Source organism: Paenibacillus sp. HJGM_3 (genome assembly GCF_045062745.1).
Classification (GTDB): domain Bacteria; phylum Bacillota; class Bacilli; order Paenibacillales; family NBRC-103111; genus Paenibacillus_AA.
Genome location: NZ_JBJGED010000008.1, coordinates 42,656 through 58,492 on the forward strand (window position 1 = coordinate 42,656; position 15,837 = coordinate 58,492).

Genomic DNA, 15,837 nt, shown 5'->3' on the forward strand with positions numbered 1-15,837 from the left:
TAACTGAAAGTCATTATCTCACGTTCGACAAAATAAGTCAATACGCGGGTTGCCGAGCATTGCCTGGCCTACCCATTTGTGCTATAAAAGAGGATAGACTACTTATAAAGGAGCTAATCCGCATGGCTGAAATGAATACAATGGAAGTCATCAATTTCATCAAAAACAGCACGAAGAAAACCCCGGTGAAAGTATATTTGAAGGGCAAGCTGGACGGCATCGACTTCGGTGCGGACTCGCAAACATTCATTACCGGCAACACGGGCGTCGTGTTCGGAGAATGGAAAGTGCTCGAGGGCATTCTCGAAGCAAATAAAGCGAACATCGAAGACTACGTCGTCGAGAACGACCGCCGCAATTCGGCGATTCCGCTCCTGAACTTGAAGAACATCAACGCGCGCATCGAGCCAGGTGCTATTATCCGCGACATGGTATCGATCGGCGACAATGCCGTCATCATGATGGGTGCGCTCATTAACATCGGCGCTTCCGTGGGCGAAGGCACAATGATCGATATGAACGCGGTCCTCGGCGGACGCGCGAAGGTAGGCAAAATGTGCCACATCGGCGCAGGCGCGGTCGTCGCCGGCGTCATCGAGCCCCCATCCGCTCAGCCATGCGTCATTGAAGACGACGTGCTCGTCGGTGCGAATGCGGTTATCCTTGAGGGCGTCCGCGTAGGCCAAGGCGCCGTCGTAGCGGCTGGCGCCATCGTCACCCAGGACGTACCGGCTTTCTCCGTCGTGGCCGGCGCTCCGGCTCGCGTCATCAAGCAAGTGGACGACAAGACAAAGTCGAAGACCGAAATTCTGCAAGAATTGCGTACGCTGTAGTTCACTGCTTCCAGTATGAACCTTCGGGAGGGACTAGCTTATGACGACCGCCTTCGGAGCTCCAGGCTCTCTCGGCTCGTATGCCGACATCCGTCGGCAGCTTCACCGGATTCCCGAACCGGGATTCCAGGAATTCAAAACCCAACGGCTGCTGCTGCAGCTGATCGAGTCGCTGCCTCAGGAGCGGCTGGAAGTGAAAACTTGGAGGACCGGCATTCTGGTCTATATTAAAGGAACGAATCCGAAGCGGCGCTTCGGATTTCGTGCCGATATGGACGGATTGCCGATTCAGGAAGACACGAGCTACGACTTCAAGTCCGAGCATCCGGGCTATATGCACGCCTGCGGCCATGACCTTCATATGACGATCGGCTTCGGGATCGTAGCACACTTTGCCTCCAACCCGATGGCGGACGATCTGGTCGTCCTCTTTCAGCCGGCGGAGGAAGGACCGGGCGGGGCGCTTCCGATGCGCGAGAGCGAGGAGTTCCGGAGCTGGCTGCCGGAGCAGATCGTCGCGCTCCATATCGCCCCGGAATACCCGGTCGGCACAATCGCGACGAAGCCGGGCATTTTGTTCGCGAATACGTCCGAGCTGTTCATCGACTTGACCGGCAAAGGCGGCCACGCCGCGTATCCGCATCTGGCGAACGACATGGTCGTGGCGGGCGCACACTTCCTGACCCAGCTGCAAACGATCGTCGCGCGCAATATCAATCCGTTGGATTCCGCCGTCGTCACCGTAGGCAAGATCGAAGCCGGCACGCGCCAGAACATCATCGCCGAGAAGGCCAGGCTCGAAGGAACGATCCGGACGCTGTCGGACCGCTCGATGAAGCTGATCAAATCCCGGATCGAAGCGTTGGCGCGAGGAACGGAAGCGGCTTTCGAGTGCAAGGTGGACATCGACTACGGTTCGAACTATTTGCAAGTGTACAACAACGAAGCCCTCACTCTCGAGTTCCGCGATTGGGTGAAAACGGCTGAGGGGAATGGTAAGCTCCAATTCGTCGATTGCCCGGAAGCGATGACCGGCGAAGACTTCGGCTACTTTCTGGAGCACATCCCCGGCTTCTTGTTCTGGCTCGGCGTCAATACGCCGTACGGTTTGCACCATTCCAAGCTGGAGCCGAACGAAGCGGCGCTGGACGTGGCGATCGATACGGTCACCCGGTATTTCCGGTGGAAGTCGGAGCAGCAGTCGCGCTAATCAAAAACCCTCTGGAGCTAGCTTCAGAGGGTTTCGTCTATCGATTTGGACTTACGCGGTTATACGTCCTGACGGGCCTCGTCTACCAATCGTTGTGCTTCCTCTATATGGGACACTTTGAATAGTTGATCGGCCAACCGTTCCAAGCACTCCAGTTCTTGCAGTCCCTCGATTTTCGCCTGCAAGGCAGCCCCTCGCTCCCCAAATTGAGCTTGAAGAAACTTGCCGATAAACTTCCGTGCTTCCTCCGTTTTTCCTTCGATTTTACCCCGCGACTCGGCGTCGACTTCCCAATGGGTTCTCAGCTTGGCTAACAGACTTTCTTCCTGACGATCAAGCATTCGAATTTCCTCCCTTAACTTCATTTCCTCGCGCTCGTTTAAAGTAAAATATTTATGAAAAAAGCCCGCGATCAGATGCATCCGTGCAGGGTCGAGCTCCATGCGTACGAGCATCCGCAAAAATTCTAGCTTCACCTGCACCTTTTCATCTTCAGTATAGCCCATTTTGCTTAGAAGCGCAGCCGCCACCGGATTGTTCTGCCTCACGAAATGGCGCCAATCGCACTTTCGCAGCTCTAACGTATAGAACCGATACTGCATAACCTCCAAAAATGGAAACCCCCACCCGAACGTATCCGGCTCATCCCTAATCCCGTCATAGTTGAATACGCCGATGGGCAAAATTCTACGGCGATACTTCTCATACAGGCGTGTCGAATAGATGAACATGCGCTCCGCAAAATCCTTCTGGTAATACGATTGAGGCTCGACGTGAACGATAATCAGAACGTTCTCGTCCCTCTGCTTTGTTTGCGCCAGCAAATCGACTCGGCGCCGCTCACCCGCCACCACATCCGTAAACAGCTCTTCTGACAAAAATGTCAACTGGTCGAAATCGATCCCGGCAGATGCCTGTGGGAAGAACAACTCCATGAACTCTCGAAAAAACGTTTGAATCAATTCCTTGAATAGCCGATCGTGATCAATAACCATGCATTCCCTCCCTAGAAATAAATTGAAAACAAAAAAAAGCACCGGCCATTACGCAGCAGCCTAGGAATTCCTAAGCTTGCGTCTGGCGGTGCTTCCGCTAGTGCTAGTATAGCCGATAGCTCATCGATTGTAAAAGGGCCACCGATTATGAGCGAGCTTGCCGTTCCAGGAATCGCTCTATGCGATCCAGTGCCTGCTCGAGCACGTCCATCGCGTATGCGTATGACAGCCGTACATACCCTTCTCCGTAGCCGGAGAACGCATCGCCTGGAACGACGGCCACTCGCTCTTCCTCGAGCAGCTTCATCGCGAATTCCATCGATTTCAGCCCGAACGGCTGGATGGACGGGAACAAGTAGAAGGCGCCTTCCGGCTTCTCCACCTGCAACCCCATGGCCAAAAGTCGGCCGTGAACATAATCTCGCCTTTTGACATAGGCCGCCTTCATGGGCTCGGCATCATCAATGCCGTTAGTGAGTGCCTCGACCGCCGCATACTGGCTGATGGAGCTGGCACAAGTAACATTGTATTGATGCACCTTCACCATGTGTGCGGTCAAGTAAGCGGGCGCGAACGTGAACCCGATGCGCCACCCGGTCATTGCGTGGGACTTTGACAAGCCGTTGATCACGATTGTCTTCTCACGCATGCTCCCGATCGCTGCGATCGACCGGTGCCCTCCCTCGTACACGAGCTCGCTATAGATCTCATCGGAGATGACGAATAGCTCGCGGTCCTTGAGCAGCTCCGCGATCTCGGCCAGCTCGGACGCGCTCATGACCCGTCCCGTCGGATTCGACGGGTAGCAGAGCACAACCGCGCGTGTCTTCTCCGTGAGCTTCTCGCGGATCAGCGGCGCCGTCAGCTTGAACCCAGTGCCCGTCGTATCCGCGTACACCGGCACGCCGCCGCACAGGCGGATGATCGGCTCATAGCCAGGATACAGCGGCCCCGGCAGAATGACCTCTGCGCCTGGCTCCAGAATGGTGCGCAGCGTAATATCGAGCGCCTGGCTCGCACCGGCGGTCACGATCACCTCGGTATCCGGATTATAGTCCAATCCGTACTTCGTCCGCACGAACACCGCCGCTGCCTTGCGTAGTTCCGGCAAGCCTGCGTTCGGCGTATAGATGGTGCGGTTCGCATCAAGCGCCCGCTTGCCCGCTTCCACGATATGAGCAGGCGTCGGGAAATCCGGCTGGCCGATCGTAAGTGTCAAGGCGTCTTTGTACGTCGCGACGAGGTTCGAGATTTTGCGGATGCCCGAAATCTGGATCCCCTGAACGCTCGCATTCACTAAATGCTCCAACATTCCCCTTGCTCCTCCCCACACCTCTTACCATTCTTACAATCCGCGCAATACCGTGAGCAGTTTCTCCATATCATCCGGCAGCGGAGCTGCGAATTCCTTCGCCTCGCCTGTACGCGGATGCCGGAACCCGAGCATGCCGGCATGAAGCGCCTGCCCGGTCATCCACTTGTCGCGATGGCTGCGCACCCCATAGACCGGATCGCCCACAAGCGGATGGCCGATGAATTTCATATGGACGCGAATCTGGTGCGTCCGCCCCGTCTCCAGCTTGAGCTGCAGCACGGTGAACTCCCCGATCCGCTCCAGCACAAGGAAGTGAGTGACCGCCGGCTTGCTGTTCCGGTGCGTGACGGTGTACATCTTGCGATCAACCGGATCGCGCCCGAGCGGGGCGTCGATCGTGCCGTGATCGTGCGCCACCTTGCCATGCACGACCGCCGTGTACACGCGGGTCACGGAATGCTCCTTCAGCTGCTCGGCGAGCGACACGTGTGCCAGATCGTTCTTCGCCGCCATAAGCAGGCCCGACGTATCCTTATCGATCCGATGCACGATGCCCGGCCGCAGTTCCCCGTTAATGCCGGACAAGTCCCGGCAGTGGTACATGAGCGCGTTTACCAGCGTGCCGGAGCTGTGCCCAGGTGCGGGATGGACGACCATCCCTCTCGGCTTGTTCACGACGATGACGTCCGAGTCCTCATACACAACGTCGAGCGGAATATTCTCCGGAACAATGTCCGTAGCCACCGCATCCGGGACGCGCACCTCCACATGGTCCCCCTGCGTCAGCTTGTAGTTCGGCTTGACCGGACTGTCATTCACACGGATATCGCCGTTTTTGATCCACATCTGAATCTGCGAACGCGATACGTCCTCATCCAACGACTCGGTCACGAACTTGTCGATCCGCTCCCCGGACTGCTCCGGTTCGACGGTCCACTCCAGCGTCTCCTGCAACTCAGTTTCCTGATCCGTCCAGCTCATGCACCTGCCCTCTTCTTTCCCTCCGCGATTGAAGTATCGTATCCAAGAATATTAATGCGACCCCGATCACAATACACGAATCCGCCACATTGAAGATCGGGAAGATGTAGTCGATCGCCTTGCCGAACAGCGAGAACTGAAAATGAAACTGAATGAAGTCCACCACTTCCCCGAACAAGGCCCGATCGATAAAATTGCCAGTCGCTCCGCCGAGCAAAATGCTAAGCGCGAAACAAAGCAGCCTTTTCCCCGGCTCTTTTCGGATTTTGTTGATGTACCAGGAGATGCCAATGACGATCAAGGGAGTAATGGTCAGAAAAAACCATCGTTGCCCTTGCAAGATGCTGAAAGCTGCCCCGCGGTTCCGATGCGATGTAATGGAGAGAAACTCCCCAATGACCGAGCGGGTCTCGTACAAATCCATGGTGTGCACGATGATCCATTTCGTAAGCTGATCAAGCGCTAGCACTAGTATAGATATCAAGTAGTAAACCATTCGTTCAAACCTCCTGCCAACCGGCAAATCGGGCACCCGATCCCTTATACTTCCTTCATTAAAACATGGAGTCTCCGCAAATGCTAAAAGCATGGATAATGCGAATACTGGTACAACCGAGAGGAGACGGAACATGAGCCATCTGAGCCCCGAGCAATTGCGCGAGCTTCGTCAGTCCCTGGAGAGGGAGCGCGACGAATGGGAACGGCATTTTGCGATCAACGACCAATTCGGTCTGGAGGATAGCCAAAATATGTCCACCGGCGAGCTGTCCGCTTACGACAATCATCCGGCGGATCTAGGCTCCGAGGTGTTCGAGCGCGGCAAGGATGTCGCCTTGAACGAGAACGCCGAGCATCAACTGGATGCCATCGAGCAAGCTCTATATAGGATGGACACCGGCGACTACGGGAATTGCCTCGTCTGCGGCGAACCGATTCCGTTCGAACGGCTGCAGGCGATTCCCGCGTCGCTCCGGTGCACGGCCCATGCGGAGAAAAGCACGTTCCCCCTCAACCGTCCGGCGGAAGAAGACTACCTCGCGCCGCCGTTCGGGCGTACCAGCTTCGACGAGACCGATCGCGAAACCGAGTTCGACGGCGAAGACGCTTGGCAGATCGTCGAGAGCTGGGGAACGTCCAACACCCCCGCCATGGCCGAGGATACCGAGATTACGGACTACAACGGCATGTACATCGAGGCGGAAGAGAACGAAGGCTACGTCGAGCCGCTCGAAAGCTTCCTGGCCACCGACATCTACGGGCAAAACGTAACCGTAGTGCGCAATCGGACGTATCGCCAGTACATGGACCACAACGAAGGCGAAGGCCTACTGGAGCCGGATCCTTACGAAGATGTTTAGCCGGATCGCCATAAGAACGGAACCGCCTTTTAGAATGCGTGTCCCTCTAACTGAGTTTGCACAATTTTGACGATATCCGCGATAAAGTCGCCGAAAATCGGCAAGTTCAGTGCACCAAGCATTCTAAGGCCATACAGGATGGCGGTTGCGAAAAAGGTGAAGCCAATCGCAATCCCGATCCCCCGAGCGATTCCGAACATCATATGCAGGAGGAGCAGCCGCCACGGTTTGTGAAACAACATGACGTACTCGGCGATCTGGGTTTTCTCCACCTGCTCGCCAAGCTTCGCGAGCCGCTCGTCCAAGCTGATCCAGCGGCTCGCGTCCATCGTATTTCCCCGCTCGTTCGCCGTTCCGTCCATAAGATCGTTCCTTTCACAGCTTACAAAGTTTTCACGACCGAAGCGCAGCGCGGGCACAGCGTCGGATGGCTCTCATCCTTACCTACCTCCGGGGTGACGATCCAGCAGCGCTCGCACTTCTCGCCCTCAGCCGGCTCTACGAGCACGGACACACTCTCCAGCCTCACCGCCGCTTCCGGCACGAAATCGCTCGCCTCGTGCAGACGTACGCTCGAGACGATGAACAGCGTCTCCAGATCGTCGAACTGACGGAGCAGCTTCCCTGTCGCTTCGTTCGGGTACAGGCTGACGCTGGCGCTAAGCGAGTTGCCGATCACCTTCTCCTTGCGTGCGGTCTCCAGCGCCTTCAAGACTTCGTCCCGCACTTCGTTCAGGGCATCCCATTTTTGCTCCAACGCCGGATTGTACAACGATGTATCCGCCTCCGGCATATCTGTCAGCTGTACGCTGATCGCGTCCGTACCCGGAACATACTTCCAAACCTCATCCGCCGTGTGCGGCAAAATGGGGGCAATTAATTTAGTTATAACCGTCATCGCCTCGAATAATACGGATTGGCACGCTTTCCGCTCCGGATCGTTCGGCGCGCTTACATACAGACGATCTTTGACGATGTCCAGGTAGAAGGCGCTCATCTCCACCGCGCAGAAATGGTGTACCGCCTGGTAGACGACGTGGAACTCATAATTCTCGTACGCCTTCAGCACCTTCTCCGTCATCCGGTTCAAGCGGATAATCGCGAGCTGATCGAGCTCGTTCAGCGCTTGGAACTCAACGCGATCTTTGGCCGGATCGAAATTCGTCAAGTTGCCGAGCAAGAAGCGCAAAGTATTGCGGATTTTGCGATACACCTCGGTAATCTGGGTCAGGATGTTATCCGAGATCCGCACGTCGGACTGATAGTCGACCGAAGCGACCCACAGGCGTAGAATATCCGCCCCTAGCTTGCCGCAAACGGCATTCGGGTCCACGGTATTGCCTAGAGATTTGGACATTTTGCGCCCTTCGCCGTCCAGTGTGAAGCCGTGGCTCAAAATGCCTTTGTACGGCGATTGGCCGCGTACGGCTACCCCTGTGATGAGTGAGGAATTGTACCAGCCGCGATATTGGTCCGAGCCTTCCAGGTACAGGTCCGCCGGCCATTGCAGCTCCGGACGCGTCTCGAGTACGGCGACGTGGCTCGAACCCGAGTCGAACCAGACGTCCATGATGTCCGTCTCCTTGCGGAAGTGGCCATGTCCGCACTCCGGACATAGCGTTCCTGCCGGCAGCAAGTCGCCCGCTTCGCGGACGAACCAAGCGTTCGAGCCTTCCGACTCGAAAATGCCGGCCACATGCTCGATCGTCGCATCGTTGACAAGCGGTGTGTTGCAGCTGCGGCAATAGACGATCGGGATCGGCACACCCCAGACACGCTGTCTCGAAATGCACCAATCTCCCCGATCGGCGATCATGTTGTGCAGGCGCACTTCGCCCCAATGCGGCGTCCACTTCACTTGCTTGATCTGCTCCAGCATGTCGCCGCGGAATTTGTCCACTGAAGCGAACCATTGCTCGGTTGCCCGGTAGATGACGGGCTTCTTCGTCCGCCAATCGTGCGCGTATTGGTGCTGGATCGAAGCCAGCTTAAGCAGGTGGCCGGATTGCTCCAACCGGTCGGTGATGAGCTTGTTCGCCTTCTCATAAAATACGCCTTCGAATCCGGGTGCCTCCGCCGTCAGATGGCCTTGGTCGTCCACAGGACACAGCACGCCCAAGTTGTATTGCTGACCGACGTAGAAGTCGTCTTCGCCGTGGCCCGGAGCCGTATGCACGCAGCCGGTACCGGCTTCGAGCGTGACGTGCTCGCCGAGAATGACGAGCGAGGTCCGATCGTAGAACGGATGCTTGCACTTCGCATATTCCAGCTCCGCGCCCTTGAAGGAAGCTAGCGTCTGCGGGTCGTTCCACCCAAGTTCTTTGGCTACCGCCGCCAGCAGCCCTTCGGCCACGACGAACTTGCGGCCTCCCGTTTGAACGAGCACATAGTCCAGCTCCGGATGCAGCGCAATGCCCAAGTTCGCCGGCAGCGTCCACGGCGTCGTCGTCCAGATGATTAGAGCCGCATCTTGGGGCACGATGCCTTTGCCGTCCTCCACGTCGAAGGCGACATAGATGGACGGGGACGTCTTTTCCCGGTACTCGATCTCCGCTTCCGCGAGCGCGCTCTCGGAAGACGGCGACCAGTAGACCGGTCTCAGCCCTTTATAGATATAGCCTTTCTTCACCATATCCCCGAACACGCGGATTTGCTGCGCTTCGTACTTCGGCTTGAGCGTGATGTACGGATCGATCCAGTCGCCGCGGACGCCGAGGCGCTTAAACTGTGCCTTTTGGCGTTCCACCCAATCCAGAGCATACTCCGCACAATAGCGGCGGAACTCGTCGACGGACATTTTTTTGCGGTCCACCTTGCCCCCGTTCGCAATCGCCTGCTCGATCGGCAACCCGTGCGTGTCCCAGCCGGGCACGTAAGGCGCATCGAAGCCTCGCATCGACTTGTAGCGCACGATAAAATCCTTGAGCAGCTTGTTCAGCGCGTGGCCGATATGGATGTCGCCGTTCGCATAGGGAGGGCCGTCGTGCAGGATGAACTTCGGCTTGCCCGCGTTTCTCTCTTGCACCTTGGCGTAGATGTCGATCTCGTCCCACCAGCTCTGCATGTTCGGTTCGGCCGATGGCAAGTTCCCTCGCATCGGGAATTCGGTTTGAAGCAAATTGAGCGTTTTGCTGTAATCCATTCTTAACACACTCCATGGAATAAAATAAAAACTTCCCATCCCCTAAGGGACGAGAAGCTTGTCTCGCGGTACCACCCTCATAAGCGCTGCCTGCCTAACCTAAGGGCCATGCAATCGTGCGCTCACTCGATGATGGGATAACGGTCATCACCCGGTATTCTCTAGCCGGCTCACACGATGAGCCATCCTTCAAGAAACGCTCCTGGGTGATCTTCGGTTCGTGACGGCCGCCGGGCTCCCACTGTCCCCGACTCGCTGACGCCGATCGTTCGAACGTACTCGTCCCAGTCATAGCTTTTATGCCCCACAAAGTGAGGCTGTTGAGTGCATCCAAATTTTCTCCCAGTATAGCCCATCCAAACGGTCTCCGTCAAATCGACGTCAGCCCGCGCCTACTCCAGGACGGTTTCCTTCTCCCGGGAGCTGTTCAGCGTCTCCCATTGATCGTTCTTCAGCATTTCGAGCTGGGCTTCGACCAGCGTCCGGAAGCGCGTGCGGTAGATCGACGCCTGCTTCTTCAGCTCTTCGATCTCCATCGACACTTTGCGAGACTTGGCGAGCGCTTCGTTAATGATGCGGTCCGCGTTCTTCTCCGCTTCCTTCACGATCAGCTGCGCTTCCTTCTTGGAGTTGTTGCGCACCTCATCCGCCGCTTCCTGCGCGACGATGATCGTCTTGCTGAGCGTCTCCTCGATATTCGCAAAGTGGCTCAGCCGCTCCTGCAAGCCGTGCACTTGATTTTCCAAATCTTTATTCTCGCGAATGAGCGCCTCGTAATCTTTGATCACTTGATCGAGAAACTCATTCACCTCATCAACGTCATACCCCCGTACACGTCGGCCGAATTCCTTGTTATGTATGTCCAATGGCGTTAAAGGCATTGGTGCACCTCCTGAAAAATTGGGGAGAGCTCACGCGAGTATCCCGTTCTCCTCCCCTGTACATTCGACGCCATCCGCTAAAATTCCTGCCTTCCGCCTATACGAATTTCCCAATTTTCAGTCGAATGCGCCCTTTTTTCGTCTCCCCTTCGACCTCCAGCACCCGAAAGCGTCCGAAACCCTGGAACGAGACGACATCTCCGCTCTTGAGAGGCTTGCTCGGATCCTCCTCCACCTTCCAATTGATCCGGCAGCGGCCGTTCTTGATCGGGGGCAGCACTTTCGCCCGGCTGAGCCGGTACACATCGCTTACGATGCCGTCCATCCGCATGGAGGCGACGGACAAGTTCATCTCTTCGAGCGTTTGAAGGACCGGCTGCAACCGTTCGATCGGCAGCAGCTCCGTATGCACATGCGCCCGGTGAACCTGCTGCAGCTGCAGACGGAAGTAATCGGCGATCTCCGACGCAACAACGCAATGGCATTGCTCGCTCCCCAAGTGAAGGTCCCCGAGCTTATCCCGCTTCAGTCCCAATCCCAGCAGCGCACCTAGAAAATCGCCATGTTCCAAAGCAGCAAACTGGTCATCGTCCGAAGTAATGGACAGCACGGACAACTGAAAGTCTGCCCCGTCCGGGTCCATATAATCCGGCGCGATCCACGCCCGTTTGCGCTCCGCGTTCTCGTATCCGCCATCAAGCCGCACCTGCGCATCGAGGTGCCGGCCGGCCAGCGTGGTTAGGATGTAAGCTTGCCGGGGGTCGAGAAAGTCGGTCAGCTTGACCGCGTGCTGCTCGCTCGCCCGGTACAGCCAGTCCAACGCTTTGTCAACAAAATGATGTTCGTCCGGGTGAAAATGTTTGTAAAAGTCAGGCTGCATATTGGAATTCATCCTTTACGAAAAAGAAAAGCTTCGGATCGAAGCCTTTCGTAGAAATGCATGCTTTAGAATAGACGCAAGATATATCCGACAACCGTATTGATCCCCGCAATGACGAATTGCAGGGCGAGCAAAGCGACGATAGGCGATATATCGATCATGCCGGCAATCGGCGGGATAATTCTGCGGAAGGGAGTCAGGTAAGGCTCCACCAGCTTGCCGAGAATTTCACCGATGAAGCTCTCGCGTGCGCTCGGAAGCCAGGATAATAGCACATAGGCAATCACTAAGTATTGATAGATCGTGCCCACTTGACGAATATATTGCTGAATGGAGAAGATAGTTTCTTCTGACAATCCGTTCACCTCGATTTTCTGTATTCTTCCTCTTCATCCATCATGTCCGAAATCGCCCCTTGAATTTCAACCGAATCCGGGGTACATAGAAATATATTCGGCCCGATCTTCGAGATGCCTCCGTTCAAAGCATAGACGGTTCCGCTCAGGAAGTCTACGATGCGGATCGCCTGATCGGGACGCACCCGCTGCAGGTTGACGACCGTCGGCCGGCGGGACCGCAGATGATCGGCGATTTCCTGCGTCTCTTCATACGAACGGGGCTCGGACAAGATGACTCTCGTATTGCGTTGGGAATGGATGCTCACGATATTCCCCTTTGTTTTACGGGAATCCGCCTGAGAAGTTTCAGATTCCTCGGTTTCCTCCACGACACGCTCGCGCTCGACGACTTCCTCCTCGTCCTGAAGCCCTACAAAGTTCAAGAAACGGTTCATCACGCTCATCTTCGGTTCCTCCTTATGGTCCTTATGGTCGATCAAATTTATTAATCCCGGGGTCCCCGCAAAGTAATACCAATCGCTCTTTCACCGAAGAAGATCGAGGATGTACATTCGTGTTTTAATCGTTGCGATTGGTGCGAGCAGCAAGCTGCTCTAATGGAATAGGCTCCGAAGGCCTGCGTCACTTTGTGGGGCATTTTATATTTCCTTGCCTACTAGTACAGTACCCAGACGCACCATGGTCGCGCCTTCCTCGATCGCCACTTCGAAATCGCCCGACATGCCCATCGACAAATGCGACGCTTCCTCGCGAAGCAATCCGCTCGCATTCAATCGATCCCGCCACTCCCGCAAGCCCCGGAAGACCGGCCGTGTAGCCTCGGCCTCCATCTCATAGGGCGCCATCGTCATGAGACCTACGATCTTCAGACGCTTCAGCTCGCGCAGCTGCTCCGCAAACGTGAACAGCTCCTCCGGCGATAGTCCGTGCTTGGTCTCTTCTCCCGAAACGTTCAGTTGGATCAGGCAGCGCACCTCCGGGATATCCCGCTTGGCCGCCTGCTTGTCCAGCTCCGCCGCGAGCGAATACCGGTCCAGGGAGTGGATATAGTCGAACTTCCCGACGACATCCTTCACTTTATTCGTCTGCAGATGACCGATGAAATGCCAGACGCCTTCTGACGAGAGCGCCTCCCACTTGGGCTGCACGTCTTGCCAGCGGTTCTCTCCGATATGTAGAAGCCCTAGCTGCATAGCAAGTTTAGTCGTCTCCAGCGAAACGTATTTGGTCACCGCAATCACTTGCACTTCGTCGCGGGTGCGGCCGCTGCGCTCGCACGCTTCCGTGATTCGGCGTTCGACCTGCTCGATTCGTTGTTCCAATGTCATGGGCTGTCCCTCGCCTCCTCCGGTTGTTAGGAACGCAACAGGTCCATGCCGATCCATGCCGCCATCCGCCCCGTCGAACCGTGCTCCTTCCGATGGGAATAAAACACGTCCGTTCGGCAGCTGGTGCACATGCCACATATTTCGATACGGCTCGGCAAAATTCCTGCTTTTATCATAATTTGTTGATTTAAGAGTTGCAAGTTCAGCATCCACTTGCCTTCCCGGCCTGCCCGGGGCACCAGGAAGCGGTCCGCCTCGGCTTCAAGTCCGAGCCGCTCCAGCGCAGCCTGTACCGGCGTCGCCACCGCAGCGTCGACCTCGTAGCAGCACCCGCCGATGGACGGCCCGACCGCGGCGTACAGATCCCCCGGCCGTGAGCCGAACGAGGCCGCCATCGTTTGCACCGTCTCCTGAGCGATCAGGGCGACGGTGCCCTTCCACCCGGCGTGCGCGAGGCCGACGGCCCGGCGGACCGGGTCGAGGAAGTAGAGCGGCACGCAGTCCGCGAAGAACGCCGTCAGCCAAACGCCCGGCGTATCGGTGATCAATGCGTCGGTCGCCTGGATGGCGTCCTCGCGGCTGAGCCGCCCGCGCCCCCGCTCCGCCGCCGTTATCACGGCGATGCGGCTGCTGTGCACCTGCTCCGCGCACGTCCACGCGTCGAACGACGCGCCGAGCGTCTCCGCGAACGTGCGCCGGTTCTCGATGACGCGGTCCGGCGCGTCGTTCACGTGCAGCGCGCAGTTCAGCGTATCGAGCGGCGAATCGCTCACGCCTCCGTGGCGCGACGTCATCCCTGCGCTCACATACGGGAAGCGGCGCTCCCAGTCCGCCAGGTGGAAGCCGGCCGGCTTCCCGGCGGAATACGTCTCTACGAACGGTTCTTCGCTTTGCATACCGATCCTCCTTCTCCAACCTATATCTTCTACTGATATATGTAAAAGGATGCCTCCGTCATGCGCGTTCCTGCTCGGGCAGGCCGCCGGAGACATCCTTATTGACGATTTCTCGTCCGACACCTTATACGGTCAGCTTGCGAGTCTCTTGCAAATGTTCCGCAATCGACGTGAAGTTGAAGCTCGTCAAGATGTCGCGCAGCTTCGACTTCGTCCGGCCGATGCTGTAGTAATGGATGAACGCTTCCTTGGCCGGCAAGGCGAGCTTTTGCTCCCTGGTATCAATCTCCCTCGGATGCAAGTAGACGATCGAGTTCTGCCCTTGCTCGTTGGCGGCGCGAATCGCCCGCTTGATGAACCAGCCCGGGAAAAAGCGGAAGTAGAAGCCACCGGAATACCCGATGTTCCGCCCCGCCACCCGTGTCACTGACATAGGCACTTCATACAGGTTCAACTCCCGTCCGTTCACCCGGGGCTTGTGAATGTCCCGAGGCGCGGTCGGAATGCCGTACAGGAATGTCTTCACCGGGAAGATGCTCGCGTCGTATTGCAGCCCGATGTCTTCGAGCGCTTCCAGATAGTGCAGGTTGCTCTCCACGATCGACCAAGACGGCGCCCGGTAGCCGAGCACCCGGGTCCCGGTCAGCTGCTCCAGAATGTCCACGGACTTCTTCACGTCGTTGTAAAATTCCAAGTACGATTGCTTGTAGGCGAGCTGATGCCCATAACCGTGGGAGGCCAAGTCATGCCCGTCGCGCACGATCCGTTTGACAAGATCCGGGTAATCTTCGCCGATGCAGCCCAGTGTGAAAAACGTCGCCTTGCTGCCGGTCTCCCCGCACAGCTCGAGTAGAGCTTCCAGCTGCGCGCGGAAGTTCGAGCCCCGCCGCTTGCTGGTGGCGAAGTCCTCCAAGCCTTCATAGTTGGCGTGAAACCACTCTTCGATATCGAAGGTGAGCAGGTTGCGGATTGAACCGCTCGGATGCGGCGCTCTCACGATTTTTTGCTCCCTTTGATCGCGAACGACGTGCTGAACGACCCGGCCAGCGTACCCGGCTTCGCCCCGCTCGTGACGAAGCTGAACGGGTGGTACATCTTCAAGAAATCGATCTGCTCGAAGCCGATCCGCTCGTACAGATCCTTCAGCTCTTCCATCGCGTACATCTTCTCGAACTTTTTGCTCTTCTCGAACAAGCCGAGAATTTTGCGCTGCACCGAGCCGCGATTCAGAGTCTGGATCAGCATCGTGCCTCCCGGCTTCGTAACCCGCGCGAGCTCCCGGAGGACCGCCTCGTGCTGCTCGATGAGCTGAATAACGCCGATGCACAACACGACATCGAATTTGCCGTTCTCGAACGGAAGCGCCGTCAAGTCCTCGGACATCGTGATGAGCCCGCGCCCGGCGGCATATTCCAGGCTCTTCACGGAGAAATCGACACCGTACACGGTGTTGTTCGCCACGAGAGGCTCGCTGAACGCGCCTACGCCGCAACCGGCGTCAAGCACTTCCTTGCCCTTCAATTCACCCAACCAGCGCAGCGTATTGTCCCGTTGCATAAAAAAGCTTTCTTCGTTAAAGTAGTCGGACGACTGTACGGATGCTCCGTGCGTTTCGGCTTTTTTATCGAAGTACGTCTTCCAGTTGGAATTGCTCATCGT

The 15,837-nt window shown here is 56.8% G+C and carries 17 protein-coding genes and 1 other annotated feature; of the genes, 3 read left to right on the plus strand and 14 right to left on the minus strand.

Annotated elements, in window-relative coordinates; all coding sequences use genetic code 11:
- Positions 1-131: 131 nt before the first annotated feature.
- Together dapD and ACI5FR_RS11140 are read left to right on the plus strand one after the other, a co-directional pair.
- Complete coding sequence (gene dapD / locus ACI5FR_RS11135) at positions 132-833, plus strand: 2,3,4,5-tetrahydropyridine-2,6-dicarboxylate N-acetyltransferase (protein ID WP_405454718.1); 702 nt, start codon at positions 132-134, stop codon at positions 831-833.
- A 40-nt stretch (positions 834-873) separates the two neighbouring features.
- A complete protein-coding gene (locus ACI5FR_RS11140; protein ID WP_405454395.1) occupies positions 874-2,043 on the plus strand; it encodes an N-acetyldiaminopimelate deacetylase in 1,170 nt (389 codons plus the stop codon).
- Between the two features lie 59 nt (positions 2,044-2,102).
- On the opposite strand, the gene ACI5FR_RS11145 is transcribed toward ACI5FR_RS11140, so the two are convergent.
- From ACI5FR_RS11145 to lspA, 4 genes are all read right to left on the minus strand, one after another.
- Positions 2,103-3,038: an RpnC/YadD family protein gene (locus ACI5FR_RS11145; protein ID WP_405454397.1), complete on the minus strand. Its 936-nt coding sequence runs from the start codon at positions 3,036-3,038 to the stop codon at positions 2,103-2,105.
- Positions 3,039-3,183: 145 nt separating this feature from the next.
- The gene (locus ACI5FR_RS11150; RefSeq protein WP_405454720.1) at positions 3,184-4,347 is read right to left on the minus strand and encodes an aminotransferase A; all 1,164 of its coding nucleotides are present in this window, start codon (positions 4,345-4,347) and stop codon (positions 3,184-3,186) included.
- A 36-nt stretch (positions 4,348-4,383) separates the two neighbouring features.
- A complete protein-coding gene (locus tag ACI5FR_RS11155) occupies positions 4,384-5,334 on the minus strand; it encodes an RluA family pseudouridine synthase (protein WP_405454399.1) in 951 nt (316 codons plus the stop codon).
- Positions 5,309-5,830: a signal peptidase II gene (gene lspA / locus ACI5FR_RS11160; RefSeq protein ID WP_405454401.1), complete on the minus strand. Its 522-nt coding sequence runs from the start codon at positions 5,828-5,830 to the stop codon at positions 5,309-5,311. Before lspA ends, ACI5FR_RS11155 begins: the two co-directional genes overlap by 26 nt.
- A 133-nt stretch (positions 5,831-5,963) precedes the next feature.
- Here lspA and ACI5FR_RS11165 point away from each other — a divergent pair, with 133 nt between their 5' ends.
- Positions 5,964-6,692 carry a TraR/DksA C4-type zinc finger protein gene (locus ACI5FR_RS11165; RefSeq protein ID WP_405454403.1) on the plus strand — a complete coding sequence of 243 codons (729 nt, stop codon included), beginning with the start codon at positions 5,964-5,966 and terminating at the stop codon, positions 6,690-6,692.
- Positions 6,693-6,721: 29 nt separating this feature from the next.
- Here the strand turns inward: ACI5FR_RS11165 and ACI5FR_RS11170 are convergent, their stop codons facing one another.
- The 10 genes from ACI5FR_RS11170 to ACI5FR_RS11215 all read right to left on the minus strand — a co-directional run bounded on the left by ACI5FR_RS11170 (position 6,722) and on the right by ACI5FR_RS11215 (position 15,834).
- Positions 6,722-7,021 (minus strand): DUF5665 domain-containing protein, encoded by a 300-nt coding sequence (locus tag ACI5FR_RS11170; RefSeq protein WP_405454722.1) that lies wholly within the window; start codon positions 7,019-7,021, stop codon positions 6,722-6,724.
- 53 nt (positions 7,022-7,074) lie between these two features.
- A complete protein-coding gene (gene ileS, locus ACI5FR_RS11175) occupies positions 7,075-9,834 on the minus strand; it encodes an isoleucine--tRNA ligase (RefSeq protein WP_405454405.1) in 2,760 nt (919 codons plus the stop codon).
- Positions 9,835-9,876: 42 nt separating this feature from the next.
- Positions 9,877-10,135, minus strand: a binding site (T-box leader).
- Positions 10,136-10,226: 91 nt separating this feature from the next.
- Positions 10,227-10,715 (minus strand): DivIVA domain-containing protein, encoded by a 489-nt coding sequence (locus tag ACI5FR_RS11180; protein WP_405454407.1) that lies wholly within the window; start codon positions 10,713-10,715, stop codon positions 10,227-10,229.
- A gap of 97 nt (positions 10,716-10,812) precedes the next feature.
- Positions 10,813-11,595 carry a YlmH family RNA-binding protein gene (locus ACI5FR_RS11185; RefSeq protein ID WP_405454409.1) on the minus strand — a complete coding sequence of 261 codons (783 nt, stop codon included), beginning with the start codon at positions 11,593-11,595 and terminating at the stop codon, positions 10,813-10,815.
- Positions 11,596-11,660: 65 nt separating this feature from the next.
- A complete protein-coding gene (locus tag ACI5FR_RS11190) occupies positions 11,661-11,951 on the minus strand; it encodes a YggT family protein (protein ID WP_405454411.1) in 291 nt (96 codons plus the stop codon).
- A 5-nt stretch (positions 11,952-11,956) separates the two neighbouring features.
- Entirely contained in the window at positions 11,957-12,397 is a 441-nt protein-coding gene (locus ACI5FR_RS11195; RefSeq protein ID WP_405454413.1) for a cell division protein SepF, read from the minus strand.
- A gap of 195 nt (positions 12,398-12,592) precedes the next feature.
- Positions 12,593-13,282, minus strand: a complete 690-nt coding sequence (locus ACI5FR_RS11200) for a YggS family pyridoxal phosphate-dependent enzyme (RefSeq protein WP_405454415.1) — start codon at positions 13,280-13,282, stop codon at positions 12,593-12,595.
- 26 nt (positions 13,283-13,308) lie between these two features.
- Positions 13,309-14,178 (minus strand): peptidoglycan editing factor PgeF, encoded by an 870-nt coding sequence (gene pgeF / locus ACI5FR_RS11205; RefSeq protein ID WP_405454417.1) that lies wholly within the window; start codon positions 14,176-14,178, stop codon positions 13,309-13,311.
- A gap of 124 nt (positions 14,179-14,302) precedes the next feature.
- The gene (locus tag ACI5FR_RS11210; RefSeq protein ID WP_405454419.1) at positions 14,303-15,175 is read right to left on the minus strand and encodes a DUF3473 domain-containing protein; all 873 of its coding nucleotides are present in this window, start codon (positions 15,173-15,175) and stop codon (positions 14,303-14,305) included.
- Positions 15,172-15,834, minus strand: coding sequence for a class I SAM-dependent methyltransferase (locus ACI5FR_RS11215; protein WP_405454420.1), 663 nt, complete (start codon positions 15,832-15,834; stop codon positions 15,172-15,174). Before ACI5FR_RS11215 ends, ACI5FR_RS11210 begins: the two co-directional genes overlap by 4 nt.
- Positions 15,835-15,837 lie beyond the last annotated feature (3 nt).

Bases quoted from the DNA above. Each gene is read 5' to 3' on its own strand.
- ACI5FR_RS11165 (WP_405454403.1), top strand. From the start codon at position 5,964: ATGAGCCATCTGAGCCCCGAGCAATTGCGCGAGCTTCGTCAGTCCCTG.
- dapD (WP_405454718.1), top strand. From the start codon at position 132: ATGAATACAATGGAAGTCATCAATTTCATCAAAAACAGCACGAAGAAA.
- ACI5FR_RS11180 (WP_405454407.1), bottom strand. From the start codon at position 10,715: ATGCCTTTAACGCCATTGGACATACATAACAAGGAATTCGGCCGACGT.
- ACI5FR_RS11145 (WP_405454397.1), bottom strand. From the start codon at position 3,038: ATGGTTATTGATCACGATCGGCTATTCAAGGAATTGATTCAAACGTTT.
- ACI5FR_RS11170 (WP_405454722.1), bottom strand. From the start codon at position 7,021: ATGGACGCGAGCCGCTGGATCAGCTTGGACGAGCGGCTCGCGAAGCTT.
- ACI5FR_RS11140 (WP_405454395.1), top strand. From the start codon at position 874: ATGACGACCGCCTTCGGAGCTCCAGGCTCTCTCGGCTCGTATGCCGAC.
- ACI5FR_RS11200 (WP_405454415.1), bottom strand. From the start codon at position 13,282: ATGACATTGGAACAACGAATCGAGCAGGTCGAACGCCGAATCACGGAA.
- ACI5FR_RS11185 (WP_405454409.1), bottom strand. From the start codon at position 11,595: ATGCAGCCTGACTTTTACAAACATTTTCACCCGGACGAACATCATTTT.
- ACI5FR_RS11195 (WP_405454413.1), bottom strand. From the start codon at position 12,397: ATGAGCGTGATGAACCGTTTCTTGAACTTTGTAGGGCTTCAGGACGAG.
- ileS (WP_405454405.1), bottom strand. From the start codon at position 9,834: ATGGATTACAGCAAAACGCTCAATTTGCTTCAAACCGAATTCCCGATG.
- pgeF (WP_405454417.1), bottom strand. From the start codon at position 14,178: ATGCAAAGCGAAGAACCGTTCGTAGAGACGTATTCCGCCGGGAAGCCG.
- lspA (WP_405454401.1), bottom strand. From the start codon at position 5,830: ATGGTTTACTACTTGATATCTATACTAGTGCTAGCGCTTGATCAGCTT.
- ACI5FR_RS11215 (WP_405454420.1), bottom strand. From the start codon at position 15,834: ATGAGCAATTCCAACTGGAAGACGTACTTCGATAAAAAAGCCGAAACG.
- ACI5FR_RS11155 (WP_405454399.1), bottom strand. From the start codon at position 5,334: ATGAGCTGGACGGATCAGGAAACTGAGTTGCAGGAGACGCTGGAGTGG.